The organism is Novosphingobium panipatense (genome assembly GCF_900182875.1).
GTDB classification, from domain to species: Bacteria; Pseudomonadota; Alphaproteobacteria; order Sphingomonadales; family Sphingomonadaceae; genus Novosphingobium; species Novosphingobium panipatense.
Map to the genome: position 1 here is coordinate 584958 of NZ_FXUI01000001.1, position 19376 is coordinate 604333.

Genomic DNA, 19376 nt, shown 5'->3' on the forward strand with positions numbered 1-19376 from the left:
TTCCGTGCTCCTCCCAACATTCGGAGCAAACGGCCGCCTTCTTCTACGGAATAGCCTGAAGGGGACGACATTGCGGAAGATCCATGCGCTGGCCGCGCTCCCCCTCGCGGCGCTGATGCTGGCAGCCGCCGGACCCTACAGCCCGCCGCAGGGCGAAGTGTCGACAGCGGCCGCTTCCCGCGATCTCGACCGGGTGGCGATTGCCAAGGCGCACTTCGGAAATGACGCAGAGTGGTTTGAAGACCGCATACCGTTCTTCGAGTCCTCTGATTCCAGGATCGATGCCGTCTACTACTATCGCTGGGGGCTTTTTCGTGCCCATCAGCGGGATCTCGGCGCGCATGGCTACATCACGACGGAGTTCGCGGACGACGTGGGCTGGCAGCGGGAGCCGTACGCGAGCCTTAATGACGCAAGCGGCTTCCATATCGCCGAAGGTCGCTGGCTGAACGATCGCCGCTTCACGGACGATTACATCAATTTCATGTACGAAGGCGGAAACGACCGTCATTTCACGGACCACATGGCCGATTCCGTCTGGGGCCGGTACCTCGTGGATGGCGATCGCGAAGCGCTGCTGCGGCACCTGAAGGTGATGCGGCACATCTATCGCCTCTGGGACGAGAAGTTCGATTTCACCAAAGGCCTCTACTTCGTAGAGCCGCTTCTGGATGCAACCGAATATACGGTTTCCTCCATCGATGCGTCTGGCGGCAAGGACGGCTTCCGGGGAGGGGATGCGTTTCGTCCTTCGGTCAACAGCTACATGTTCGCGAATGCGCGCGCGCTGTCGAAAATGGCGGCGATGGCCGGCGACATGGCGATGGCAGACGAGTACGCCCAGCGAGCCGAAGCCCTGCGCGAGCGCGTGCTGGCGGACCTGTGGAATCCGCGTCTCGAGCATTTCACGGATCGGCACCAGATCACCAACGAGCACGTGAAATACTGGGATCCGATTCGCAACCGCGAGCTCGTGGGCTATCTGCCCTGGATGTTCGAACTTGTGCCGGACGACCCCGGGTTCGCGAAAGCCTGGGCGCACCTCCTGGATCCGCAGTCGCTTGCCGGGAAGGCCGGAATGCGGACGGTCGAACAGAACTACGAATACTACATGCGCCAGTACCGCTACCTCGGCCCGGCTCCGGAGTGCCAGTGGAACGGACCTATCTGGCCCTACCAGACGACGCAGGTACTGACCGCGATGGCCAACCTGCTCGATCATTACGACCAGCACGGGCCCGTCACGCGCGCGGACTGGATGCGCATGCTGCGCCAGTACACGCAGCTTCATTACCAGGGCGACAAGATCGATCTGGAAGAAGACTATCACCCGGAAACCGGTGCGCCCATCGTGGGGTTGGATCGCAGCCATCATTATTTCCACTCTGGTTATATCGACCTGATCCTCACCGGCCTTGTCGGCATACGACCGCGTGAAGATGACGTCCTGGAACTCAATCCACTGCTGCCCTCCGACGGCGGGGTGGACTGGTTCCGGGTGGAGCGCGTCCCCTATCACGGCCGGCAGGTGACGGTGACGTGGGACGCAGACGGCAGCCGTTACGGGCGCGGTAAGGGCCTGTCTGTGGAGGTGGACGGCGCGGAAGTGGCCCGCCGTGCCGACTTGGGGCGGCTTCAGATTCCCGTCGCGCGCAAGGCAAACGCGCCGATCACGCGCGAAGCCAACCTCGCGGTGCAACTCGTCCGCGGGAACTTTCCCCGGCCCAGTGCGTCGTCGGGAACCGATACCGAGAAGCTGCACGATGCAGTGGATGGGCGTACCTGGTTCTATCCGGAGCTGCCCAATGGCTGGGATTCCGACAGCTCCGCGAAGACGCAGTGGTATGCGCTCGACTTCGGGCGCGAAGTCACCCTCGGGAGCGCCGAGCTTGCCTTCTTTGAAGACGGCAAGCGCTTCGCCGCACCCCGACAGTTCGCAGTCCAGGCATGGCGCGATGGCCGATGGCAGCCCGTGGCGTCACCGACAGGCCGTCCTTCGGCCAACGGGGTGACGCGGGTGAGCTGGCCTGCGCTGAAGACGCAGAGGATCCGCGTGACGATGGTCTCGACGAAGGGAAGAGCCATTCGTCTGGCGGAGGTCAAGGCCTTCGCACGCTGAAGGCCTCGGCCCCGCTCAGCGAGCGGGGCTGATCCGCGCCCGGCATTCGCCGAAGCCAATCGTTACACGCCCTTCCGCCGAGGCAGAGGCGGTGATGATGACCTCGTCACCGTCCTCCAGGAACGCGCGCGTCTCTCCGGTGGGGAGGTCCAGCGGCGTCTTGCCCCCTTGAGAAAGTTCCATGAGGCTGCCGAAGCCCGAACGCTCAGGTGCCGAAATGGTGCCGGTGCCGAGAAGGTCGCCTGTGGTGAGGTTGCAGCCGTTCGAGGCATGGTGAGCGACCATCTGGTTGACGGTCCAGTACATGTTCGTCGCGGGGCCATGGCTTAGCCGATGGGGCGGCAGGCCTGCCTCGCGCATTGCCTGCGTGCTGAGGTGAACCTCGAGCGTCACCGCAAGGGCGCCGTGCGCCTGATCATCGGCATCGAACAGGTAGGGGAGGGGCTGCGGATCACCTTCGGGACGAGGCGGCTGGGCGACGCGGAAAGGAGCGAGCGCTTCCGGCGTCACGATCCAGGGTGAGATGGTGGAATGGAAGTTCTTCGCGAGGAAGGGGCCGAGGGGCTGGTATTCCCATGCCTGAAGGTCACGTGCGGACCAGTCGTTGAGGAGGCAGAAGCCGGCGATATGGTCTGCCGCCTGGGCAATGGGCACAGGCGCTCCCAGTTCGTTGCCCGGGCCGATCCAGACGCCCATCTCCAGTTCGTAGTCGAGCCGCGCGCTCGGCGCGAAGACGGGCGTGTCGGCTTCGGGAGGCTTTCGCTGCCCACGCGGACGTAGGACGGGGACGTCGGAGGGCCGAATGGAGGAGGAGCGCCCGTGGTAGCCGATGGGCACGTGCTTGTAATTGGGAAGCAGCGGATTATCCGGCCTGAACTGGCGGCCGATGTTGTTCGCATGATGTATGCCGACATAGAAGTCGGTGTAGTCGCCGATCCGCGCCGGCAGATGCAGGGCGCAGGCGTCGGCAGCGTGCAGCATTGGCTCCACCTCCGGGCGACGATCGTGCGCGCAGAGAAGGTCCGAAAGCACGCGGCGCAGGGTGCGGCGGTCCGGCGCCGGCAGAGCGAGGATACCTGCAACGGTATCTTCGCCGCAGGCGGCGGCCAGGGACTGCGGCACAAGCCCTGCTTGGGCGAGAGCACGAAGATCGAGTATCCTGTCGCCGATGGCGACGCCGACCCGCGGAGTGGCTCCTGCCGGAGAGAAAAGGCCGAAGGGAAGGTTCTGGACCGGGAATTCGGTATGATCCCTTGCGCTTTCCACCCAACTCATGCGGGTCGCGTCATGGGTTTCGTCGATGGTCCACCAGTTCACGTGTCGCGTTCCTTCTCCAGCATGGCCACTCCGGCGGGCAGCCTGACGCCCGCTTTGCGATATTCGCGGTGGCGGAGCAAGCGAAGTCCGATGGTCAGGCAGTGACGGGTTCCGGAACGTCCAGGCAGGCGATGAGGCCGCCCTCCGGCGAAGTGCCGAAGGACAGCTGCCCGTCGAAACGCGCCATCAGGCGGTGAGCGGTGGGTATGCCGAGGCCGAAGCCCTTGGTGTCCCGCGCGCGGGCTTCGTCCAGGCGGAAGAAGGGGTCGAGCACGGCGTCGAAATACGCAGAAGGGATGCCGGGGCCGGGGTCCGCAATCTCGATCCGCCACTTGCCGTCGTGACGGCGGATCGTGACGCGAGCCTCTCCGCCGAACTGGACGGCGTTTTCCACCAGCGCCTGAAGCGCCAGAACCAGCGGCTCGCGAAAGGTGTTGGCCATGGCCGATGCAGGACCGAGCACCTTCGCATTCTGATTGAAGGGGTGGACGACCTGTTCGGTGAGTTCCCGCAGATCAAGCATCTCCGGCTCGGCTGTCAGGTGCTGCGCCCGCAGGAAGCGCTGGAGCGAGGCGAGAAGGGCTTCCATCTCCTCTGCGCTGGCCACGATCACATCGCCCAGCTCACGATCTTCAAGCAGTTCGCCAGCGACCTTCTGGCGCGACAGGGGCGTGCGAAGGTCGTGGCTGATCGCCTCGAACGAACGGGCCTGATCCTGCAGCAGCCGCGCTATGCGTTCCTGCATGATATTCATGGAGTGAGCGAGCTTGCGCAGATCCGGCGGACCCGTCTCGCGGATGGTGACGTGACGACCCCGACCGATCGCATCCGCCGCATCGCTCATGCGCCGCAGCGGCCGTGTCAGGACGTGGAGCACCGCAAGGCCGAGAGCGAGGAAGCCAAGCGTCGTCGCAAGTGTGAGAACGGAGGCTCGCAGCGCGACCGGCCACATCGCGTTGATGTCGCGTGAGCGGAAGTTCAGCCAATCCCCGTGCGTGAGGCGGATGGAGCCGACAAGATCGCGGCTGCCATTCCCGACATCGTCCATCGCAAGCCGCAGGCTACGGCCGGCCAGGGTGGGTTCCCATTCGACGATTCGCTGTTCGATGTGAGTTAGCGACTGGCCCGAGGTGGGAGAGGTGACGGCGGGAACGCGAGCCACGGCGGCGGCGAGATGACCCGTGGTCATGGTGGGCGCCGTCAATTCCGGGTCGGCGGCGTGGATGCGGTCGCTTACGACGAGAAGTTCGGCGATCCGGCGGGCATGGTCTTCGTCAAGCGTCTGGCGGTCTATGGCCTGATAGAACAGGAGACTGGCGGCGAGTTCCATTACGCCCAGCACCAGGAAAACCACTGCAACATAGACCGCGAAGCGCGGCGCGAAGGGTCGTGCCACCTCTTGATCCTCTCCTATGACGCAGCGGCTTGGCGACGACGCCCCTTTGTCTGTGAGGGTTCGCTCACACCGTGCGTCGTCCACGTCAACCGCATGATCGCGGCAGCAATCATTTGATACGTACGGAAGAGTGATGAAGTTGGACGGGCGTCCTGTCGAGCGGGGATGAGGCCGAAAGCTGGACGCCTGAAATGGACGTGCCCGGCTGCACGAGGCAGCCGGGCACTGGAACGAGGCGCAGCGGGGGGCTTTCGCCTCGCCCGAAAGTTACCAGCCGACGGTGATCGAGGCGCGCATCGCGAGGTCGACGCGGCCGTGGCGGTCCTCGGCGGAAAGTTCGCCACCCATGGTGAAGCCGGCGGCCCCGCCAATGGCGCGCAGGCGAGCGAACCAGCCGCTCGTTGCGCTGTCGCCCTCAAGCGTGAAATTCTCACCGTCCCGGAAATGCGCAGTGGTGGAGCCGATGCCGCCACTTACGATTTCGCGCCAGCCGCCTTCGGTTTCCACGCGGAACCAGTTTTCGTCACGCGCCTTCATGCCGAGAAAGTCGACGCCGACGGTCAGGCTGGGGTTGACCGCAAGCTCATCGCTCGTGCGCGAGGCGACTGTCAGGTTCAATGTCTCGCCGCCCGTTTCGGTGTAGCCATCTTCCTTGAGGCGCACGTAATCGACCGTCACGCCCGGGCGGAAGAAGAAGAACTGCGATCCGCCCTCGATCGAAAGGCCGCCGGCGGCCGTAACGAAGTTGCCGTCCCAGTCCGCGTTCATCGTCCGGCTCGCCGTGGTTGACCCGGTTGTGCCGAAGAAGCTGCGCTCACCGTCGAAGTCGGCCTTGCCGATGGAGCCGCGGGCGAACCCGCTGACCGGCCCGAACTTGCCGCGCCAATGGCCGGCCAGCTCAAAGCCGGTCGACTTCACCTCGGAGACGGTGCCGTTCTTGTGGTTGTTGTCGATGTACGACAGCGTGGCGCCGAAGCGGCCGGCGCCGGTCTGGTACTCGCCCGTAGCCGACCATGCGTAGCCATTGAGTTTGTAAGCGGCGCTTTGGCCCGTTTTGCGGTCGCTGCCCCAGATCGCCATGTTGAGCGTGGTGCTGAACCGGCCGGACGAGGTGATCGGGCCCTGGGGATCTTGCATCTGACGGGCCAGCGCCCGTGTTCCGAGGCTGATGCCCTCGAACGCGCCACCGGCGTGATCCGGCAGCATCTGCCCGACGGCGGCGCGGAAGGCATCGCCGTTGGTGATGCCAAGGAAGACATCCTCGATCTTGTCGTCCTGGCCGAGCTGCTGGAAGACTGCGTCATATGCGGCCGCGCCCGAGCGATTGAGGCCGAGTTCGTCCACGGTACGGCGGGAGACGTCGACGATGATCGCGTTGGCGGGGGAGTCCTTGTCGAGTTCCGCCTTGAACATGAACGGCACGAGATCGGTGCTGGCGGCCAGCTTGTCGCGGCCCGAAAGGGATCCGGCCGTCAGGACCTGGTAGCTGCCTTCTGCCGTGGACACGTCCGCCAACCGGATCGCGAGCTTGGCGCCCTCGGCAAACGTGGCATCGCCGCTCACGTTATATGCCGAACCGGCTCCGGCAGCCCTGTCGAGAGTGACGACGAGAACGCCTGCGGCACCCACGTCGAGAGAGGCCATAGCGGCCGGCTTGCCGAGGTCGAGCGTACCGCCCGCAACCGAGACTGCAAGGCTTGCCGAGTTGCTGATCGAGCCTGCGAAGAGGGAGCTGCCGGCAAGGGTCAGCACGTCCCCACCGCCACCGAAATCGACAACCCCCTTGAGGGTGCCCGTACCAGCAAGGGCCACGGTATCCACGCCGCCTCCGAAGCTGACGGAACCGGATTGCGCCGCGTCCCCCGAAAGGGCCAGCCTGTTGTTTCCGGTGCCGAACGACACGTTGCCCGCAAGGGTGCCGTCGGCAAGGTCGAGAGTGTCGTTGCCGCCCGCGAAGCGAACGTCGCCCGTGATCGAAGGAGCCGTGTTGCCGGTGCCAACCTGGGTCTGCCGGATCACGCTGTCGCCGGTCGCGCGGGAGAGATCAATCGCGATGTTTCGGTCGCCTTCCTTGGCTCCGGTGGCCGAGATGGTGCCGGCGTTCTCCACAAGGGCGAGGGTGCCGCTGGCGTCCCTGATGGCGGCGGAAGCGCCTTTTTCGCCGGTGACCGCCTTGATCGTGCCGCTGTTTTTGAGCGTCGGCAGCGAAGCACCGACGTCAATCTGAACGGCCGTGGCGAGGGCGGTGTCCGCATTCCCGGCGGTGGCTCCGATGGTGCCCGTGTTCTGGAGCAGTGGCGTCGTTGCGCCTGACGCGAGCCGATAGGCCGTCGCGCTCGCGCCGTTTGAGGCCGCGAGTACCGAACCCGACACCCCGATGCCGTTGGCGATGGACACGGCGCCGCCGCGGCCGCCGATGACCAGACCGTTGGCGGCAACACCCGAGTAGAGGCCGTTGCCCTCGACGGACCCTTCGATGATGAGGCCGAACTTGCTGGCCGTGCCCGTCACTTCCCCGATGCTGATGTCGCGATCGGCGGATCCGATCTGCATCGCCGCTGCGCTGCCGTAGGATACGACTTTGGCCGTGCCTTCCTTGGCATCCTCGAGTCCATCGCCGTCTTCATCCGGCTTCGCGGTATCGGCGTCCTTGGGGGCAGCGGCCAGGATGATGCCACCCGTGACGTTGCCTTCGACGAGCAGGGCGGAGCCGCCTTGCAGCAGGTCGTCGGCGTCGAGCTTGGACGGGTCGGAGGGCGGCGCGGTGTAGCGGTATCCCGTGGAAGCCACGGTGCCCTGCACGACCATGGCGCCGTTCACATCGCCTGCGAAACGGGCGCCGATGGCGTTCAGGCCCTGCGCCGACACCGATCCGGCGAGGCGGACCGATCCGTTGATCCCCTGCGCGGAGACGCCGATCGCCCGATCGCCGATCACGGTGGTGGTGCCGTCATGAGTGAAGGCACCGGTCAGAGTGCCGCCCAGCACGACGCCTGCTGAATCGTTGCCCTCGACTTTGATCGTTCCGCTCTGGACGAGCTTGCCGGAATGGGCACCCTCGATGCGGATGCCGTTGCGGCCGGAGCCAAGCGCGAGCGGACCATCGAGGTCGCCATCCTTGTCCGTATCCGTCGCGGTGTAGGTCTCGTCGATGGTGATGGTACCGGTGTTCGTGATGTCGCCGTTGGCGCCGGCATGCGACAGGATGCCGGTGGCACCATCGGCGTTCGTGATGGTGATTGCGCCTGCAGTGGAGACAGCGTGGCTACTGTCCTGCGTCACGGCCGTTCCCGTAGTGAGGACGACGGACCCCTCCTTGGTGATGGAAATGGCGTCGGCGGTGCCATTCTTGATCGTCGACGTGCGGATGGGCGCGGTCAACTTGGTCTTCACGTCTTCGGCATGCGCCGCCGTGGCGATCGCAAATGCCGCCGTGGTGACAAGGAGGGTCTTGGCAGTCATGTGGGAAGGCATCATCGTCCCTTTGAGGTCAGCAGTTGAACCTCGAGACGGAGACCTTCGGGCGCGACCTTGAAAAAAGTTCCCGCCGCTCGAAATTAAAAGCGCGCGTCCAGCCCGATGCGAAGGGTTCGGGGCCGAAGCGGCGTGGTCTGATCGCGACCCGACCCGAAGGGTGTGCCGAGCGAAAAGCGGTTGCCTCGCGAGTTGGCGAGGTTCGAGAGGGCTACTGTCACGCCATGCCGGTCCGTACCGACGCGCAGGTTTGCTCCGCTGTCCAGGTAGTCGCCTTGAAGTTCCCCCAGTTCCGGACCGATGCCGAGCCGAGATTTGCCGACGTAGCTGGCCCAGGCATTGGCGGAGAGGCGCAGGTCGGTGGTTAGTTCCCGCTGCCATTCAAGGCCGACGCGGCCGGAAAAACCGGCGATGTTGGGGACCTGCATGGAGCGCGCCAGCGTTTCCTGAAGAAGCGAGGCATAGGCGCGCTGGTCATAGGCGCGGGCCACGAGGGCGAGCAGATCGACAGGCGGCTGATCGACCGTGCTCTTGTTCCATGTCGCACCCGCTTCGAAGCGCACACCAGGCATGATGGTGACCGCGCCCGAAACGCTCGCGGACCACACCTGTCCGTCACCGATGTTGGCGGTGCTGGGCAGCCCGGCGTTGTCGATGAAGTCGGCCTGGATGTCGGTCCATCGGGTGTAGGACATATTGGCAGAAACATCGAACGTGCTCTCGCCGGGTGTTCCGTGCCTTAGGCCCAATTCCCACGTCTGTGTATGATCGCTCTTGAAGCGACGAACGAAGTCGCTCTCGATAGCAAAGCCGCCGGGTCTGAAGCCTTCCTGATAGCGCGCGTAAAGGACAGTCGCGTCGGATACCTCGGCCGTCAGGGCGAGGGAGGGGAGAACCGTCGACGTGTCCCGGTCTGCCGTCATCTGCGCGCGCAGCGAGGCCATCGCGGGTGAAGCCGCAGGCATGACATCCTGTCCCGATCCGCTCAGGCGGGAGTAGGTGAAGCGGCCCCCGGCGGTGGCCGTCAGTCCCCGGCGCAGCCGCAGGCTGACTTCGGAATAGAGTGTCATTTCGTCGATGATGTTGCGCACACCGGTCGTTGCCTTGCGCAGCAGGTTGTCCTCGAAGCTTCGCCGCAGGACCGTGTGGTTGTGCGTGTAGCTTGCGCCAACCAGCCAACCGAAGCCGTTCGTGACCGGCTGCCAGACGCGTGTCTCATGCGCGATCATCTCGGTATGGTTTTCCTGCGAGAAGCGGCGGGGCGCCTCTGGATCGATCGTGGCATCGTAGAGCTCTTCCAGTTCCTGCCGTACGAACCCCGTGGTGGAGCGCAGGCGAGCGGGGCCGATCCGGCCTGACAGGACCAACTGGCCCATCAGGTAATCCGAGGTCGCACCTTCCTGCACTTCGGCGTTGCTGGTGAGCGGGGGTTGCGCGTCGCGGCCGGCGTACTGGCTGTCGCGCGCGTCGATGGACTGGCCAAGGCCCATGACGTCCGTCGTCCAGTCGGGTGCGATCTGCACACGAAGGGTGGCGCGGCCACCAAGAAGGTGGGTGCGATTCACGTCCCGGCGGTCGAGCAGGGGCTTGTCGATGTAGCCGCCCAGTGTCGCAGCATCGAGATTGGCCCTGAGAGCGGCGCTCTGCCCCAGAGGCAGGTTCACGGTGGCAGCGGCGTCACCGCCGGGCGCGCCCTCCTGCGTCAGTGAGCCGCCCAGGGCGAGGGACCCGCTTGCTTCCTCAAGGATCGGGGGATTGGGCACCAGCCGGATGATGCCGCCCAGCGATCCGGCACCGTAGAGCGTGCCCTGCGGCCCTTCCAGAACTTCTACCTGCGCCATGTCGGAAAGCCGCAGGTCTGGGTCCGGTGCGTTGTAGCTCAGGCGGAGATCGCCGAGGTACTGGCCCACCGTCGCCTGAGTGGGACCGGTGAAGCTGGAGTCCGCGATGCCGCGGATGAACAGCTTGTTCCTGCCGCTCCCCAGGTGCGTGGACGTGACGGTAGAGACGCGCTGGATGATCTTCTCGGTGCCGCCGATGCCGCCGGCTTCCAGGCTCGCCTGCTGGAGGACGGTGATCTGGGCGGGAATTTGCCGGATGGTAAGATCCCGCTTCGATGCCACGACGACGATGGGGGCGGACGGCGTTTCCGGCAAGGGGAGCTGTTTGCTGCTGTAAGCGGCTGCCGGGGGCGGCGCGGCGTGGCGCGGGGGCGCCGCCGCTTCGATGCGCCAGCCCGCCGCGCCGACAGGCACCGCGCGCCCGCCCGCTTTTCGAGCGAGCACCCGGACCGCTTCCGCAGCGTTCATCCGACCCTTGATCGCGGACACCATCCTGTTCGCGATAACCGGGTCCGCAACGACGATGCTGGAGCGTGTCTGCCGGGCAAGGTCGATGGCGATCCGTCCTGCAGAACCGGCGCTCGTCCGCACCATGGCTTCCCGAGCCAGGGCTGCGGTCGGCAAGGCCGCCGCGCACGCAAGCATCAGGACGGCGCGGCGCATCGGATCAGCGTGAACCTATGATCCAGCGGCGGCCTTCAGAGCGGACGGTCACGCCGAGAAGCGGGCCCACGGTCGCCGGGTCATCGCGCAGGGCGCCGACGAGAATCGATCCAGACACCGCGCTGGCGCTGCCGGGGGCTGCCACGTAGTCGAGACCAGTGGCGCGCCGCAGTTGTGCCGCAACTTCGCTTAGCGAAGCGGCGTCAAACGTCAGGCGTCCTGCGCGCCATTCGCCGACCTGTTCCTCGGGAATGCGGGTGAGGGTATAGGCCGCGCCGTTGGCCTCACGGCGCAGGATCTCGCCCCGCGAAATGCGCACCGCGACGCCTTCGGGGTCATATTGGACGGTGCCCTCGGACACAGCCACGCTCAGGCCTTCATCGTCATGACGCACGTCGAAAACCGTGCCGAGGTCCACCAGCCGTTCGTCGGCCACATCGACTTTGAACGGAGCGGCCGGATTATGTTTGACGGTGAACAGGGCCTGCCCGCGTTGCAGTCGGGCGTAGCGTTCGTCCTTGCGGTCAAACTGGACGGCAGTGCCCCCGGCAAGTTCGACATGAGTACCGGGTTCGAGCGTCACCACCTCGGTCTGTCCAAACGCGGTTTCCACGGTGTAAAGATCCCGGCCGGAGCCTTGAACCACCCAGATCGCAGCGACGGCAGCGAGACTGGCGGCAAGGGCTCCGGCGAGCCAGACGGGCCTGCGACCGGATCGAACCGCAGGTACATCGTGGTGCTCCTCCGGATTTTCGTTCGCCGGGGTAGCCGTGGCAAGGTCTTCGCTCGCTTCGCCCACAGCGGCGGCGATGTGGTCGTACGCGACGGCGTGCCGGGGATCGGCCTCCAGCCAGAGTGTGAAGCCGTCCCAGTCGTCGAACGCAGGATCGCCAAGGCGCACGGCCCATTGCAGGGCCTGCTCCCGTATGATGCCCTCCGTCGTCATGTCATCCGCCATCGGGCGCTCCTTCCGGCACGAAGACGAAGTCAACCGCGTGCAGCCTCATACGCGGGCTCATCTTGATTTCTCCTTCCACTCGGCCAGCGCGCGATATGCGGCGCGCAGATCGCTTTCCACCGTGCTGATGCTGATGCCCAGTTCAGCGGCAACGGCCTTCTGGGGCGTGCCTTCCACGCGATGCTTGCGGAAGATGAGCGAGGCCCGTGGGCCCAGTTTATCGAGCAGTGCCAGCAGACTGGCCGCTTCCTGCGCGGCGGCAAGCCTGCGTTCGGCCGAGGGCTCCGAAGACACGCCGGGAGGATCGCCGGCGTGGAGCTGTGTCCAGTCGCGATCGCGGGCACTCGCCTGCCGGCTCGATCGGAAGCGATCGATCATCAGCAGGTCGGCTGTGCGGAAGAGATACGAGAGAGGAGACGCCACCGGACCACGGCGACTGGTCGAGATCTTGAGCCAGATTTCCTGAACGAGATCCTCGGCCGCATCGCCGGCACCGCGCGCCCGCAGAAAACGCAGAAGCTTCTCCCGATGTTCGAGAAAAGCCGCTTCCAGGCCAGCGGGAGGTGAGGGTTCTGCGGTCACGAAGAAATGCGGCTGCCTTTGTGAGCCGCCTGATAGACGTTCGGCGTCCTTTGGGAAAGGGTTAGCCCGCCAGAGTCACGTTGCGGAACGTCGACTCCGTTGATGGCGTCAGTTGATGGCGCGGATGCGTCCGTTCGTATCGTCGCCCAGCAGGACGGGTGCCGGAGTCGCCACCATCGCGTCGTGTTCGGCAAAGACCCGCTCGATCTCCGAGCGCTTGTCGAAGATCATCCGCGCGACCCCCGAGGTCATGCCGCCTTCGTCGCCGACGCGCCCGAGAACGCCGGCCAGGTCTTCAAGCGTCGCACGCTCGGGGCTGCTGTGAAGTCCGCCTTTGGAATCGCGGAAGGCGGTGCATTCGCTGGCCATGTGCATTCCCCTTTAAGGATAGTATATGGAAAATGCTTCGAAGCCGCTTGGGTTGCAAGGCCAGCTAAAACCGCGGCAAACACTGATCGGCGAAGCCCCATCCACGTAGGTGGCTGGCCCTTTGCACCAGCGCGTCCGCATCGTTGATCGAGTAAAGCTTCGCCGTTTCCAGACCCTCAAGTTCATCCCACGCGATTGGAACGGCCACCGGCGCGCCTTCCCGGGCGCGGGCGGAGTAGGGCAGAACGGCCGTCGCGCCGCGCTGGTTTCGAAGCCAATCTATGAAGATTCGCCCCTTTCTCTTGGCTTTGCTCATCGTTGCCACGAAGCGTTCCGGCTCCGCTATGCTCATGGCTTCCGCAAAGCGGTGCGCGAAGTTCTTGTGCGTTTCCCAATCGTGCCCACGCTTGAGCGGCACCACTACGTGAACGCCCTTGCCGCCGGAAAGCATCGCGAAAGTCACCAGACCAAGATCGGCAAGCCTAGCCCTGAGGTCCAGCGCCGCTCTGGCACACTGGCGGAAATCCAGCCCCTCGTCCGGGTCAAGGTCAAAAATCATGCGGTCTGGCTGCTCGACAGCATCGGCGCGGCTGGCCCAGCCGTGAAATTCTATCGTGCCCATCTGGACGCAGGCGATCAGCCCTTCGGCATTCTCGACGAAGAGGTATTCCTCGGTCCCGCCATCCTTTTCCTTTATGGGGATGCGGTGGACGTGAGGCCCGAAAGTCCCGCTGTCGTGCTTCTGGAAGAAGCACTTCTTGGACCGGCCCTGCGGACAGCGGACCAGGCTTATCGGCCGATTGCCGGCAAACGGCAGCATGAGCGGGGCGACGGCGGCGTAATAGCTGGCGAGGTCGCCTTTCGTCTCGCCGCTTTCGGGGAAGATGACTCGTTCCGGATTGGAAATGCTGATGTCGATGGTCGCTTCCGGGGTTTTCTGAGGCGTCTCGGCCGTGACGGTCTTCGCCGCCTTGTCGCCACGCAGCCCGAGAAAACTTCCGTGCCGAACGCGGCCTTCTGCCGTCAGCTCGGCGAACGCCACCTCGGCGACAAGCTTGGGCGTGACCCAACTCGCGCCCCGCGCTTCAGTGCGCTCGACCTCGAGCGCCGGCGACTTGCGTGAGAGTTTATCAAGTTTCGCGGCCATGTCGGCAAGAGTTTGCGCGTCAAATCCCGTGCCGACCTTGCCGCGATAGACGAGCGTATCGCCTTCGTACTGGGCGAGGAGAAGGGAGGAAAAAGGTCGGGCCTTCGCACGCGATTTCGTCCAGCCCACGATCACGAATTCCTGTCGTCGGGTGCATTTTATCTTGAGCCAGTTCTTCGTTCGTCGCCCCGCATAGGAAGCATCGATTCGCTTGGCGATCACCCCTTCCTGCCCGGCCGCGCACATGGCTTCGTACAGGGGCTCGCCTGCGCCGATCACGTGGTCGGCCACGAAAATCGGGGAATTGGCTTGAGAGAGCAGGGCTTCCAGCCGTTCCTTGCGCTCGATGTTGGGCAGGGGCGCCAGGTCTTCACCGTCGAGTTCCAGCAAGTCAAAGGCATGAAATTCGAGCGCGTCCTTTTCACTCTGGCTGCCGTGCCCCCGCTTCAGCACGTTCTGCAGCGTGGAAAAGTCAGGATTGCCCGCCTTATCGCGGGCGATAACCTCCCCATCGATCAGGCATGGCGGCAGTTGCAGCGCTGCGAGGTGAGCCGCGAGCGGACCGAACTTGTCGGTCCAGTCAAGACCGCTGCGGGTGTGAACGACGACCTTGTCTCCCGCTGCGGCCACCAGCGCGCGGTATCCGTCGAACTTGATTTCGTGCATCCACAGGTTGCCCGTGGGGACGGTGTCCACAAGGGTGGCCAGCTGCACCGGGCGGAACTTGGGCGGCGACCCTGAGCTCTTGCGCTTCGGTTGTGTCTTTGCCGCGTTGCGCGTGGCGTTCTGTTGCATGGCCTTGGTGAAGACATCGCCCTCCTTGCCCTTGAGGGACACGGCGCCGGCCCGGTCAGTTTCGATCTCAGCCATGGTGCGGCCGGTGAGGACACTGGTCAGCCCTTGCTCGACCAGAGTGTCGCCCCTCTCGGCGAACTCGTCCTGCACCTTGCGCAGCAGCCAGTTCTCCCGCTTCTCGCCGGGCCGGCCCTTCATCCGCACCAAGAGCCATTCGCCCTTCATGCGCTCGCCGTCCAACGTGAAATGCAGATGGCCCTCGTCGAGATCGCTGGCGCTTTTCCCTTCAATCGGCGCCCAGGTGCCGCGATCCCACAGCATCACGGTGCCGCCGCCATACTCTCCCTTGGGGATGATCCCTTCGAACTCTCCGTAGGAAAGAGGATGATCCTCCGTGCGAACTGCGAGGCGCTTGTCCGCAGGATCGGGGCTGGGGCCCTTCGTGACGGCCCAGGATTTCAGCACGCCGTCCACTTCGATGCGGAAATCCCAATGCAGACGGGTCGCAGCGTGTTTCTGCACGACGAAGCTGTTGCCGCTCTTGCTGCTGCGGCGTTTGCCGGAAGGTTCTGCCGTCTTCGTAAAGTCCCGCTTGCGGTTGTACTCGGCCAGCAGGTCAGCGGCCGGATCTGCCTTGCTCTTGCTCACGCCCCGTCATACTCCTTCGTGCAGCTCCGATGGTCGAAGGCCGAGGAGCGTTCGGGTTGGCCGGTGTCTTGTCGGGGGCCAGCCTGCGCCGGGCCGAACGGCCTGTCGCAGATGAGCCGGGCGATGGACGCGAAGGCGACGAAATTCATTGTTCAGGCACGTTTGCGGCCGCGGGTGCCGGAGGAGGTGGTGCTCGCGGCGGTCTTGCGCCCGGTTTTGCCGCTGGTCTCCGCCTTTTCGGACGACTTCGCCGGTGCCTTGGCCGAAGCCTTTGTCGCAGACTTGCCATTTTCCCCGAGGGACTTCTTCAACGCCGCCATGAGGTCGATGACGTTGCTCTTGCCGCTCGCCGGTTCGTCCGCGTCTTCGATGATCCGCTTGTTGCTTCTCGCTTTGGCCTTCTTGTCGATCAGGCGGTGGAGGGCATCGACGTAGCGGTCGTGGAACTCAGCTGGGTTGAAGGGGGCCGTCTTCTTGTCGATCAGGGTAGTCGCCAGATCGAGCAGGTCGGCATCTGGCTTCGTGTCCTCGATGTCCCGGAAGTAGCCCTGCGCCTTGTGAACCTCGTCGGCATAACGGAGCACTTCCATTATCAATCCGCGGCCACACGGCTTGATGGAGACGAGTTGCTCCCGTCCGCGCACCGCCAGCTGGCCGAGGCCCACCTTGCGGGTTTTGCGAAGAGCCTCGCGCAGGACGGTGTAGGCTTCCTCCGCCAGATCGTCCGCCGGGACCACGAAGTAGGGCTTTTCGTAGTAGAGCACGTCGATCTCGTCGGACTCAACGAACTGCACCAGTTCGAGCGTCTTGCGGCTCTCGATCTTGACCGCTTCGATCTCTTCCTCGTCAAGCAGTACGTAGTTGCCCTTGGAAACCTCGTAGCCCTTGATGATCTCGTCCCGATCGACCGGGCCCACGCCGGGCGCCACCTTCTCATAGCGGATCCGCTTGCCGCTCGGTTCGTGAATCTGGTGGAAGGAAATCGCGGCGCCCGATCGCGTGGCAGGGTAGACCTCGATCGGGATCGAGACGAGGGCAAGCCGGATCTGACCCTTCCAGTAGGCGCGTGCAGGCATGAACGGCTCCTTCCTTGCTCAGGAAAGCGGCGGAAGGGCAGGGTGGTTCCCGATCGAGGCGAGGGCGTCCGCCTTCATCAGGCTCTTTGAGAAGCGGCTTTGCCGATCAGGTGCGATGTTCTGTTGCGAGCACCCGGGCGAGGCCGGCAAGGTCATCGGCGAAGCGGCCATGCTCGCGCTCGCGCGCTTCGCCGTCCAGGCGCAGCAGATAGCTGGGGTGCGCCGTCAGCCAGACCAGGGTGCCATCGGGTTGCGTGATGGCACGGCCGCGTTCCTTGCCGATGGAAGGTGTGCGGCCGAGAAGCCCCCGTGCTCCGCTCGCTCCCAGGGCCAGGATCACCTTCGGCTTGATGAGAGTCCGTTCTCCGTCGAGCCACCAGCGGCAGATGTCGATCTCGCCGGCGGTGGGATTCTGATGCAGTCGCCGCTTGCCACGAGGCGTGAACTTGAAGTGCTTCACGGCATTGGTGACGTAGGCGCTTTGACGCTCAACCCCCGCTTCCTGCATGGCCTTGTCAAGCAGTTGCCCCGCCGGCCCGACGAACGGCCGGCTTTCACGCTCCTCCGTATCGCCCGGCTGCTCCCCGACGATCATCAGGCGCGCATCGGGCGGACCTTCGCCCATTACCGCCCGCGTGCCGTTGCAGCCGATCGGGCAGCGACGGCACTGTACGATCCCTTCGGCGATGGCTTCGAGGCTTGAAGGTGCGTTCTCCTGCTCGAAAAGACTGGTTCCCGTCGCGATCATGGCGGCCTCTCGCTTGTGTGCCCCGGCGACGAGATCCGAAATCTCGCGCGCTTCAGGCAGGTTCTTCCAGTACCGACGCGGCATCTCCTTCAGCATCATGCCTACTTTCAGCCGCGCCGGGTTGAAGATCGAACGATAATATCCGAGCCACAGTTCCTCCGTAGCGTCTTCGGCGGGAGCATCCCCTCGCGATGCGGGCGGCCCTTCCATGAGCGAGTCCCCGTCCCAATGGAGCGAGAGGCGGGGCGTCAGGATCGACCATCTCTGGCTCGCGAAACGGTTCACGAAGAAGTCGGCATTGGCGCGCTCGATGCGGTGCTCCGGTTCGAACCAGGCCACGTACCGTTCATCCCCGACCTCGTCGATCACCGACCGAAAGCGCACGAAGGCCCGCATCTTGTGGATGTCCCGTCGCACCTGCTTCGCCATCCGTTCCAGGGCAGCGACGTCCGGATCGGCGGCGTCGTCCAGCAGGCGCGGGTGCTTCTGGAGCCTCCAGAGCGCGCGGTAGAGCAAGTTCAGCCGCTCCGCGTCGGAATGCAGGATGACGCTGCGCGCAATGTCGATGAACTTACGGCTCGCCCGCACCTCTACCGGCGCTGTTCCCCTGTCGTTGGAGGACGGCGCAGAGGCGAACAGATCGCCCACTCCGCTGCCGTCGCTCCACATGACCGCCTCCGGAGGAACGCCTCGTCCGGCGAGCCTTCGCGCCGCGTCCCGCCATTCCTCGAAGTCGTCTGGGACCGCGAGGGTGATCGCGATCATCCGAATAATTCCATCTGCTGCGCCGGCGGTGCAAGACGCGCCCGCAGATCTGCACGGTCGGTGAGGAGCGTCGGGCGCCAGTCCGCCGTGACGATGAAGGGGCGCAATTTGCGAACGGACACCGTCAGCCGTGCCACGTCATCCAGCCGGATGGTCCGATGTCGGCGGCCCATGATGATGGCATCAACCGCCTTCACCCCCAGTCCGGGCACGCGCAGCATGGCTTCACGGGGCGCCCGGTTCAGGTCCACGGGGAAGCGATCCCGAAATTTCAGCGCCCACGCCAGTTTCGGATCAATGTCCAGAGGCAGCATTCCGTCCTCTTCAGTCGCCTGCTGAACCTCTTGCGGTGCGAAACCGTAGAAGCGCATCAGCCAGTCGGACTGGTAGAGGCGGTGCTCGCGCAGCAGCGGCGGACGCTTCAGCGGAAGGACCGCGCTGGCTTCGGGGATCGGGCTGAACGCGGAGTAATAAACCCGCTTCAGCGCAAATCGATCATACAGCGTGCTGGCCTTGCCGACGATCTGCGCGTCGCTCGCACCATCGGCCCCGACGATCATCTGCGTTGATTGGCCGGCCGGCGCAAAGGAGGGCGCCTTTCGAAAACGCTTCCGCGCATCATGCGCTTCAGTGATGGCGCCGGACAGCTTTCCCATAGCGCCTTCGATGGTGGCGCCATTCTTGTCAGGTGCAAGGCGCGCAAGACCGGTGTCTGTCGGAAGTTCCACATTGATTGACACGCGATCGGCCCAAAGCCCGGCTTGTTCCACCAGTTCGGGATCGGCTTCCGGAATTGTCTTCAAGTGGATGTAACCACGAAACTCGTGCTCTTCCCTCAGGATTCGAGCAACTTCTATCAGTTGTTCCATCGTGTGGTTGGACGATTTCACGATACCGGATGAAAGAAACAATCCTTCGATATAGTTGCGCCGGTAGAAGGAAAGAGTGAGATCGACAACCTCCTGCGGCGTGAATCGGGCCCGGCGGACATTGGAGCTTTTCCGGTTAATGCAGTAGTGGCAATCGAAAATGCAGTGATTGGTCAGCAGCAGCTTTAACAGCGAAATGCATCGACCGTCAGGGGCATAGGCGTGGCAAATTCCCATCCCCTCCGTCGAACCCAGCCCCTTGCCATCGCGACTGTTGCGCTTTGCCGTTCCCGATGAGGCACATGACGCATCGTACTTGGCCGCATCAGCCAGTATTTTCAAACGTTCCAGAACGGAGGGATGAGACATTCGTTCTTTATATGTTCCAGCGAGGCCGCATGCAAGGTGCTGCTCCTTCCGGGAGGGCGATTTCCGCAGGAAGAAATCCGGATTGGAAGCGCAAGGCTATTCGAGCAAAAGCGTGCCGCTGCCGAAGGGTCAGCCATGTGCCAACCCCCTGTCAACGGCAGTGGTCGCGGCGGCCCCGCCCCGGTCGCCGCGGCTTTTTTCCACCTACCCTGATCCCGAAACGCGATTGGCGAGGCAGCA

13 protein-coding genes are annotated in these 19376 nt (G+C 64.4%); 1 reads left to right on the forward strand and 12 read right to left on the reverse strand.

Annotation, left to right across the window (positions count from 1 at the left end; all coding sequences use genetic code 11):
• Positions 1 to 70 precede the first annotated feature (70 nt).
• The gene (locus QOL62_RS02745) at positions 71 to 2119 is read left to right on the forward strand and encodes an MGH1-like glycoside hydrolase domain-containing protein (protein ID WP_233203736.1); all 2049 of its coding nucleotides are present in this window, start codon (positions 71 to 73) and stop codon (positions 2117 to 2119) included.
• Between the two features lie 15 nt (positions 2120 to 2134).
• Here the strand turns inward: QOL62_RS02745 and fahA are convergent, their stop codons facing one another.
• The 12 genes from fahA to QOL62_RS02805 form a co-directional block, all read right to left on the reverse strand.
• Complete coding sequence (gene fahA / locus QOL62_RS02750; RefSeq protein WP_199183750.1) at positions 2135 to 3436, reverse strand: fumarylacetoacetase; 1302 nt, start codon at positions 3434 to 3436, stop codon at positions 2135 to 2137.
• Between the two features lie 94 nt (positions 3437 to 3530).
• Positions 3531 to 4832 carry a sensor histidine kinase gene (locus QOL62_RS02755; protein ID WP_283405085.1) on the reverse strand — a complete coding sequence of 434 codons (1302 nt, stop codon included), beginning with the start codon at positions 4830 to 4832 and terminating at the stop codon, positions 3531 to 3533.
• Between the two features lie 267 nt (positions 4833 to 5099).
• Positions 5100 to 8294 carry an autotransporter domain-containing protein gene (locus QOL62_RS02760; protein ID WP_430438266.1) on the reverse strand — a complete coding sequence of 1065 codons (3195 nt, stop codon included), beginning with the start codon at positions 8292 to 8294 and terminating at the stop codon, positions 5100 to 5102.
• Between the two features lie 95 nt (positions 8295 to 8389).
• Complete coding sequence (locus tag QOL62_RS02765) at positions 8390 to 10810, reverse strand: TonB-dependent receptor (protein ID WP_283405086.1); 2421 nt, start codon at positions 10808 to 10810, stop codon at positions 8390 to 8392.
• Between the two features lie 4 nt (positions 10811 to 10814).
• The gene (locus QOL62_RS02770) at positions 10815 to 11768 is read right to left on the reverse strand and encodes a FecR family protein (protein WP_283405087.1); all 954 of its coding nucleotides are present in this window, start codon (positions 11766 to 11768) and stop codon (positions 10815 to 10817) included.
• A 57-nt stretch (positions 11769 to 11825) separates the two neighbouring features.
• Positions 11826 to 12350: an RNA polymerase sigma factor gene (locus QOL62_RS02775; RefSeq protein WP_283405088.1), complete on the reverse strand. Its 525-nt coding sequence runs from the start codon at positions 12348 to 12350 to the stop codon at positions 11826 to 11828.
• Positions 12351 to 12458: 108 nt separating this feature from the next.
• Positions 12459 to 12719: a hypothetical protein gene (locus tag QOL62_RS02780; RefSeq protein WP_103727819.1), complete on the reverse strand. Its 261-nt coding sequence runs from the start codon at positions 12717 to 12719 to the stop codon at positions 12459 to 12461.
• Between the two features lie 64 nt (positions 12720 to 12783).
• Entirely contained in the window at positions 12784 to 15309 is a 2526-nt protein-coding gene (ligD, locus tag QOL62_RS02785) for a DNA ligase D (RefSeq protein ID WP_283405089.1), read from the reverse strand.
• Positions 15306 to 15458 (reverse strand): hypothetical protein, encoded by a 153-nt coding sequence (locus QOL62_RS02790; protein ID WP_283405090.1) that lies wholly within the window; start codon positions 15456 to 15458, stop codon positions 15306 to 15308. The genes ligD and QOL62_RS02790 overlap by 4 nt, the downstream gene beginning before the upstream one ends.
• Before the next feature lie 3 nt (positions 15459 to 15461).
• Positions 15462 to 16385 (reverse strand): non-homologous end joining protein Ku, encoded by a 924-nt coding sequence (gene ku / locus QOL62_RS02795; protein ID WP_103727817.1) that lies wholly within the window; start codon positions 16383 to 16385, stop codon positions 15462 to 15464.
• Positions 16386 to 16491: 106 nt separating this feature from the next.
• The gene (locus QOL62_RS02800; RefSeq protein WP_283405091.1) at positions 16492 to 17898 is read right to left on the reverse strand and encodes a UdgX family uracil-DNA binding protein; all 1407 of its coding nucleotides are present in this window, start codon (positions 17896 to 17898) and stop codon (positions 16492 to 16494) included.
• Positions 17895 to 19136, reverse strand: a complete 1242-nt coding sequence (locus tag QOL62_RS02805) for a putative DNA modification/repair radical SAM protein (protein WP_283405092.1) — start codon at positions 19134 to 19136, stop codon at positions 17895 to 17897. Before QOL62_RS02805 ends, QOL62_RS02800 begins: the two co-directional genes overlap by 4 nt.
• Positions 19137 to 19376: the final 240 nt, after the last annotated feature.

Excerpts from the sequence above, each read along its gene's own strand:
- QOL62_RS02805 (WP_283405092.1), bottom strand. The coding sequence starts at position 19,136 with ATGTCTCATCCCTCCGTTCTGGAACGTTTGAAAATACTGGCTGATGCG.
- QOL62_RS02760 (WP_430438266.1), bottom strand. The coding sequence starts at position 8,294 with ATGACTGCCAAGACCCTCCTTGTCACCACGGCGGCATTTGCGATCGCC.
- QOL62_RS02770 (WP_283405087.1), bottom strand. The coding sequence starts at position 11,768 with ATGGCGGATGACATGACGACGGAGGGCATCATACGGGAGCAGGCCCTG.
- QOL62_RS02790 (WP_283405090.1), bottom strand. The coding sequence starts at position 15,458 with ATGAATTTCGTCGCCTTCGCGTCCATCGCCCGGCTCATCTGCGACAGG.
- QOL62_RS02800 (WP_283405091.1), bottom strand. The coding sequence starts at position 17,898 with ATGATCGCGATCACCCTCGCGGTCCCAGACGACTTCGAGGAATGGCGG.
- ku (WP_103727817.1), bottom strand. The coding sequence starts at position 16,385 with ATGCCTGCACGCGCCTACTGGAAGGGTCAGATCCGGCTTGCCCTCGTC.
- QOL62_RS02780 (WP_103727819.1), bottom strand. The coding sequence starts at position 12,719 with ATGGCCAGCGAATGCACCGCCTTCCGCGATTCCAAAGGCGGACTTCAC.
- QOL62_RS02765 (WP_283405086.1), bottom strand. The coding sequence starts at position 10,810 with ATGCGCCGCGCCGTCCTGATGCTTGCGTGCGCGGCGGCCTTGCCGACC.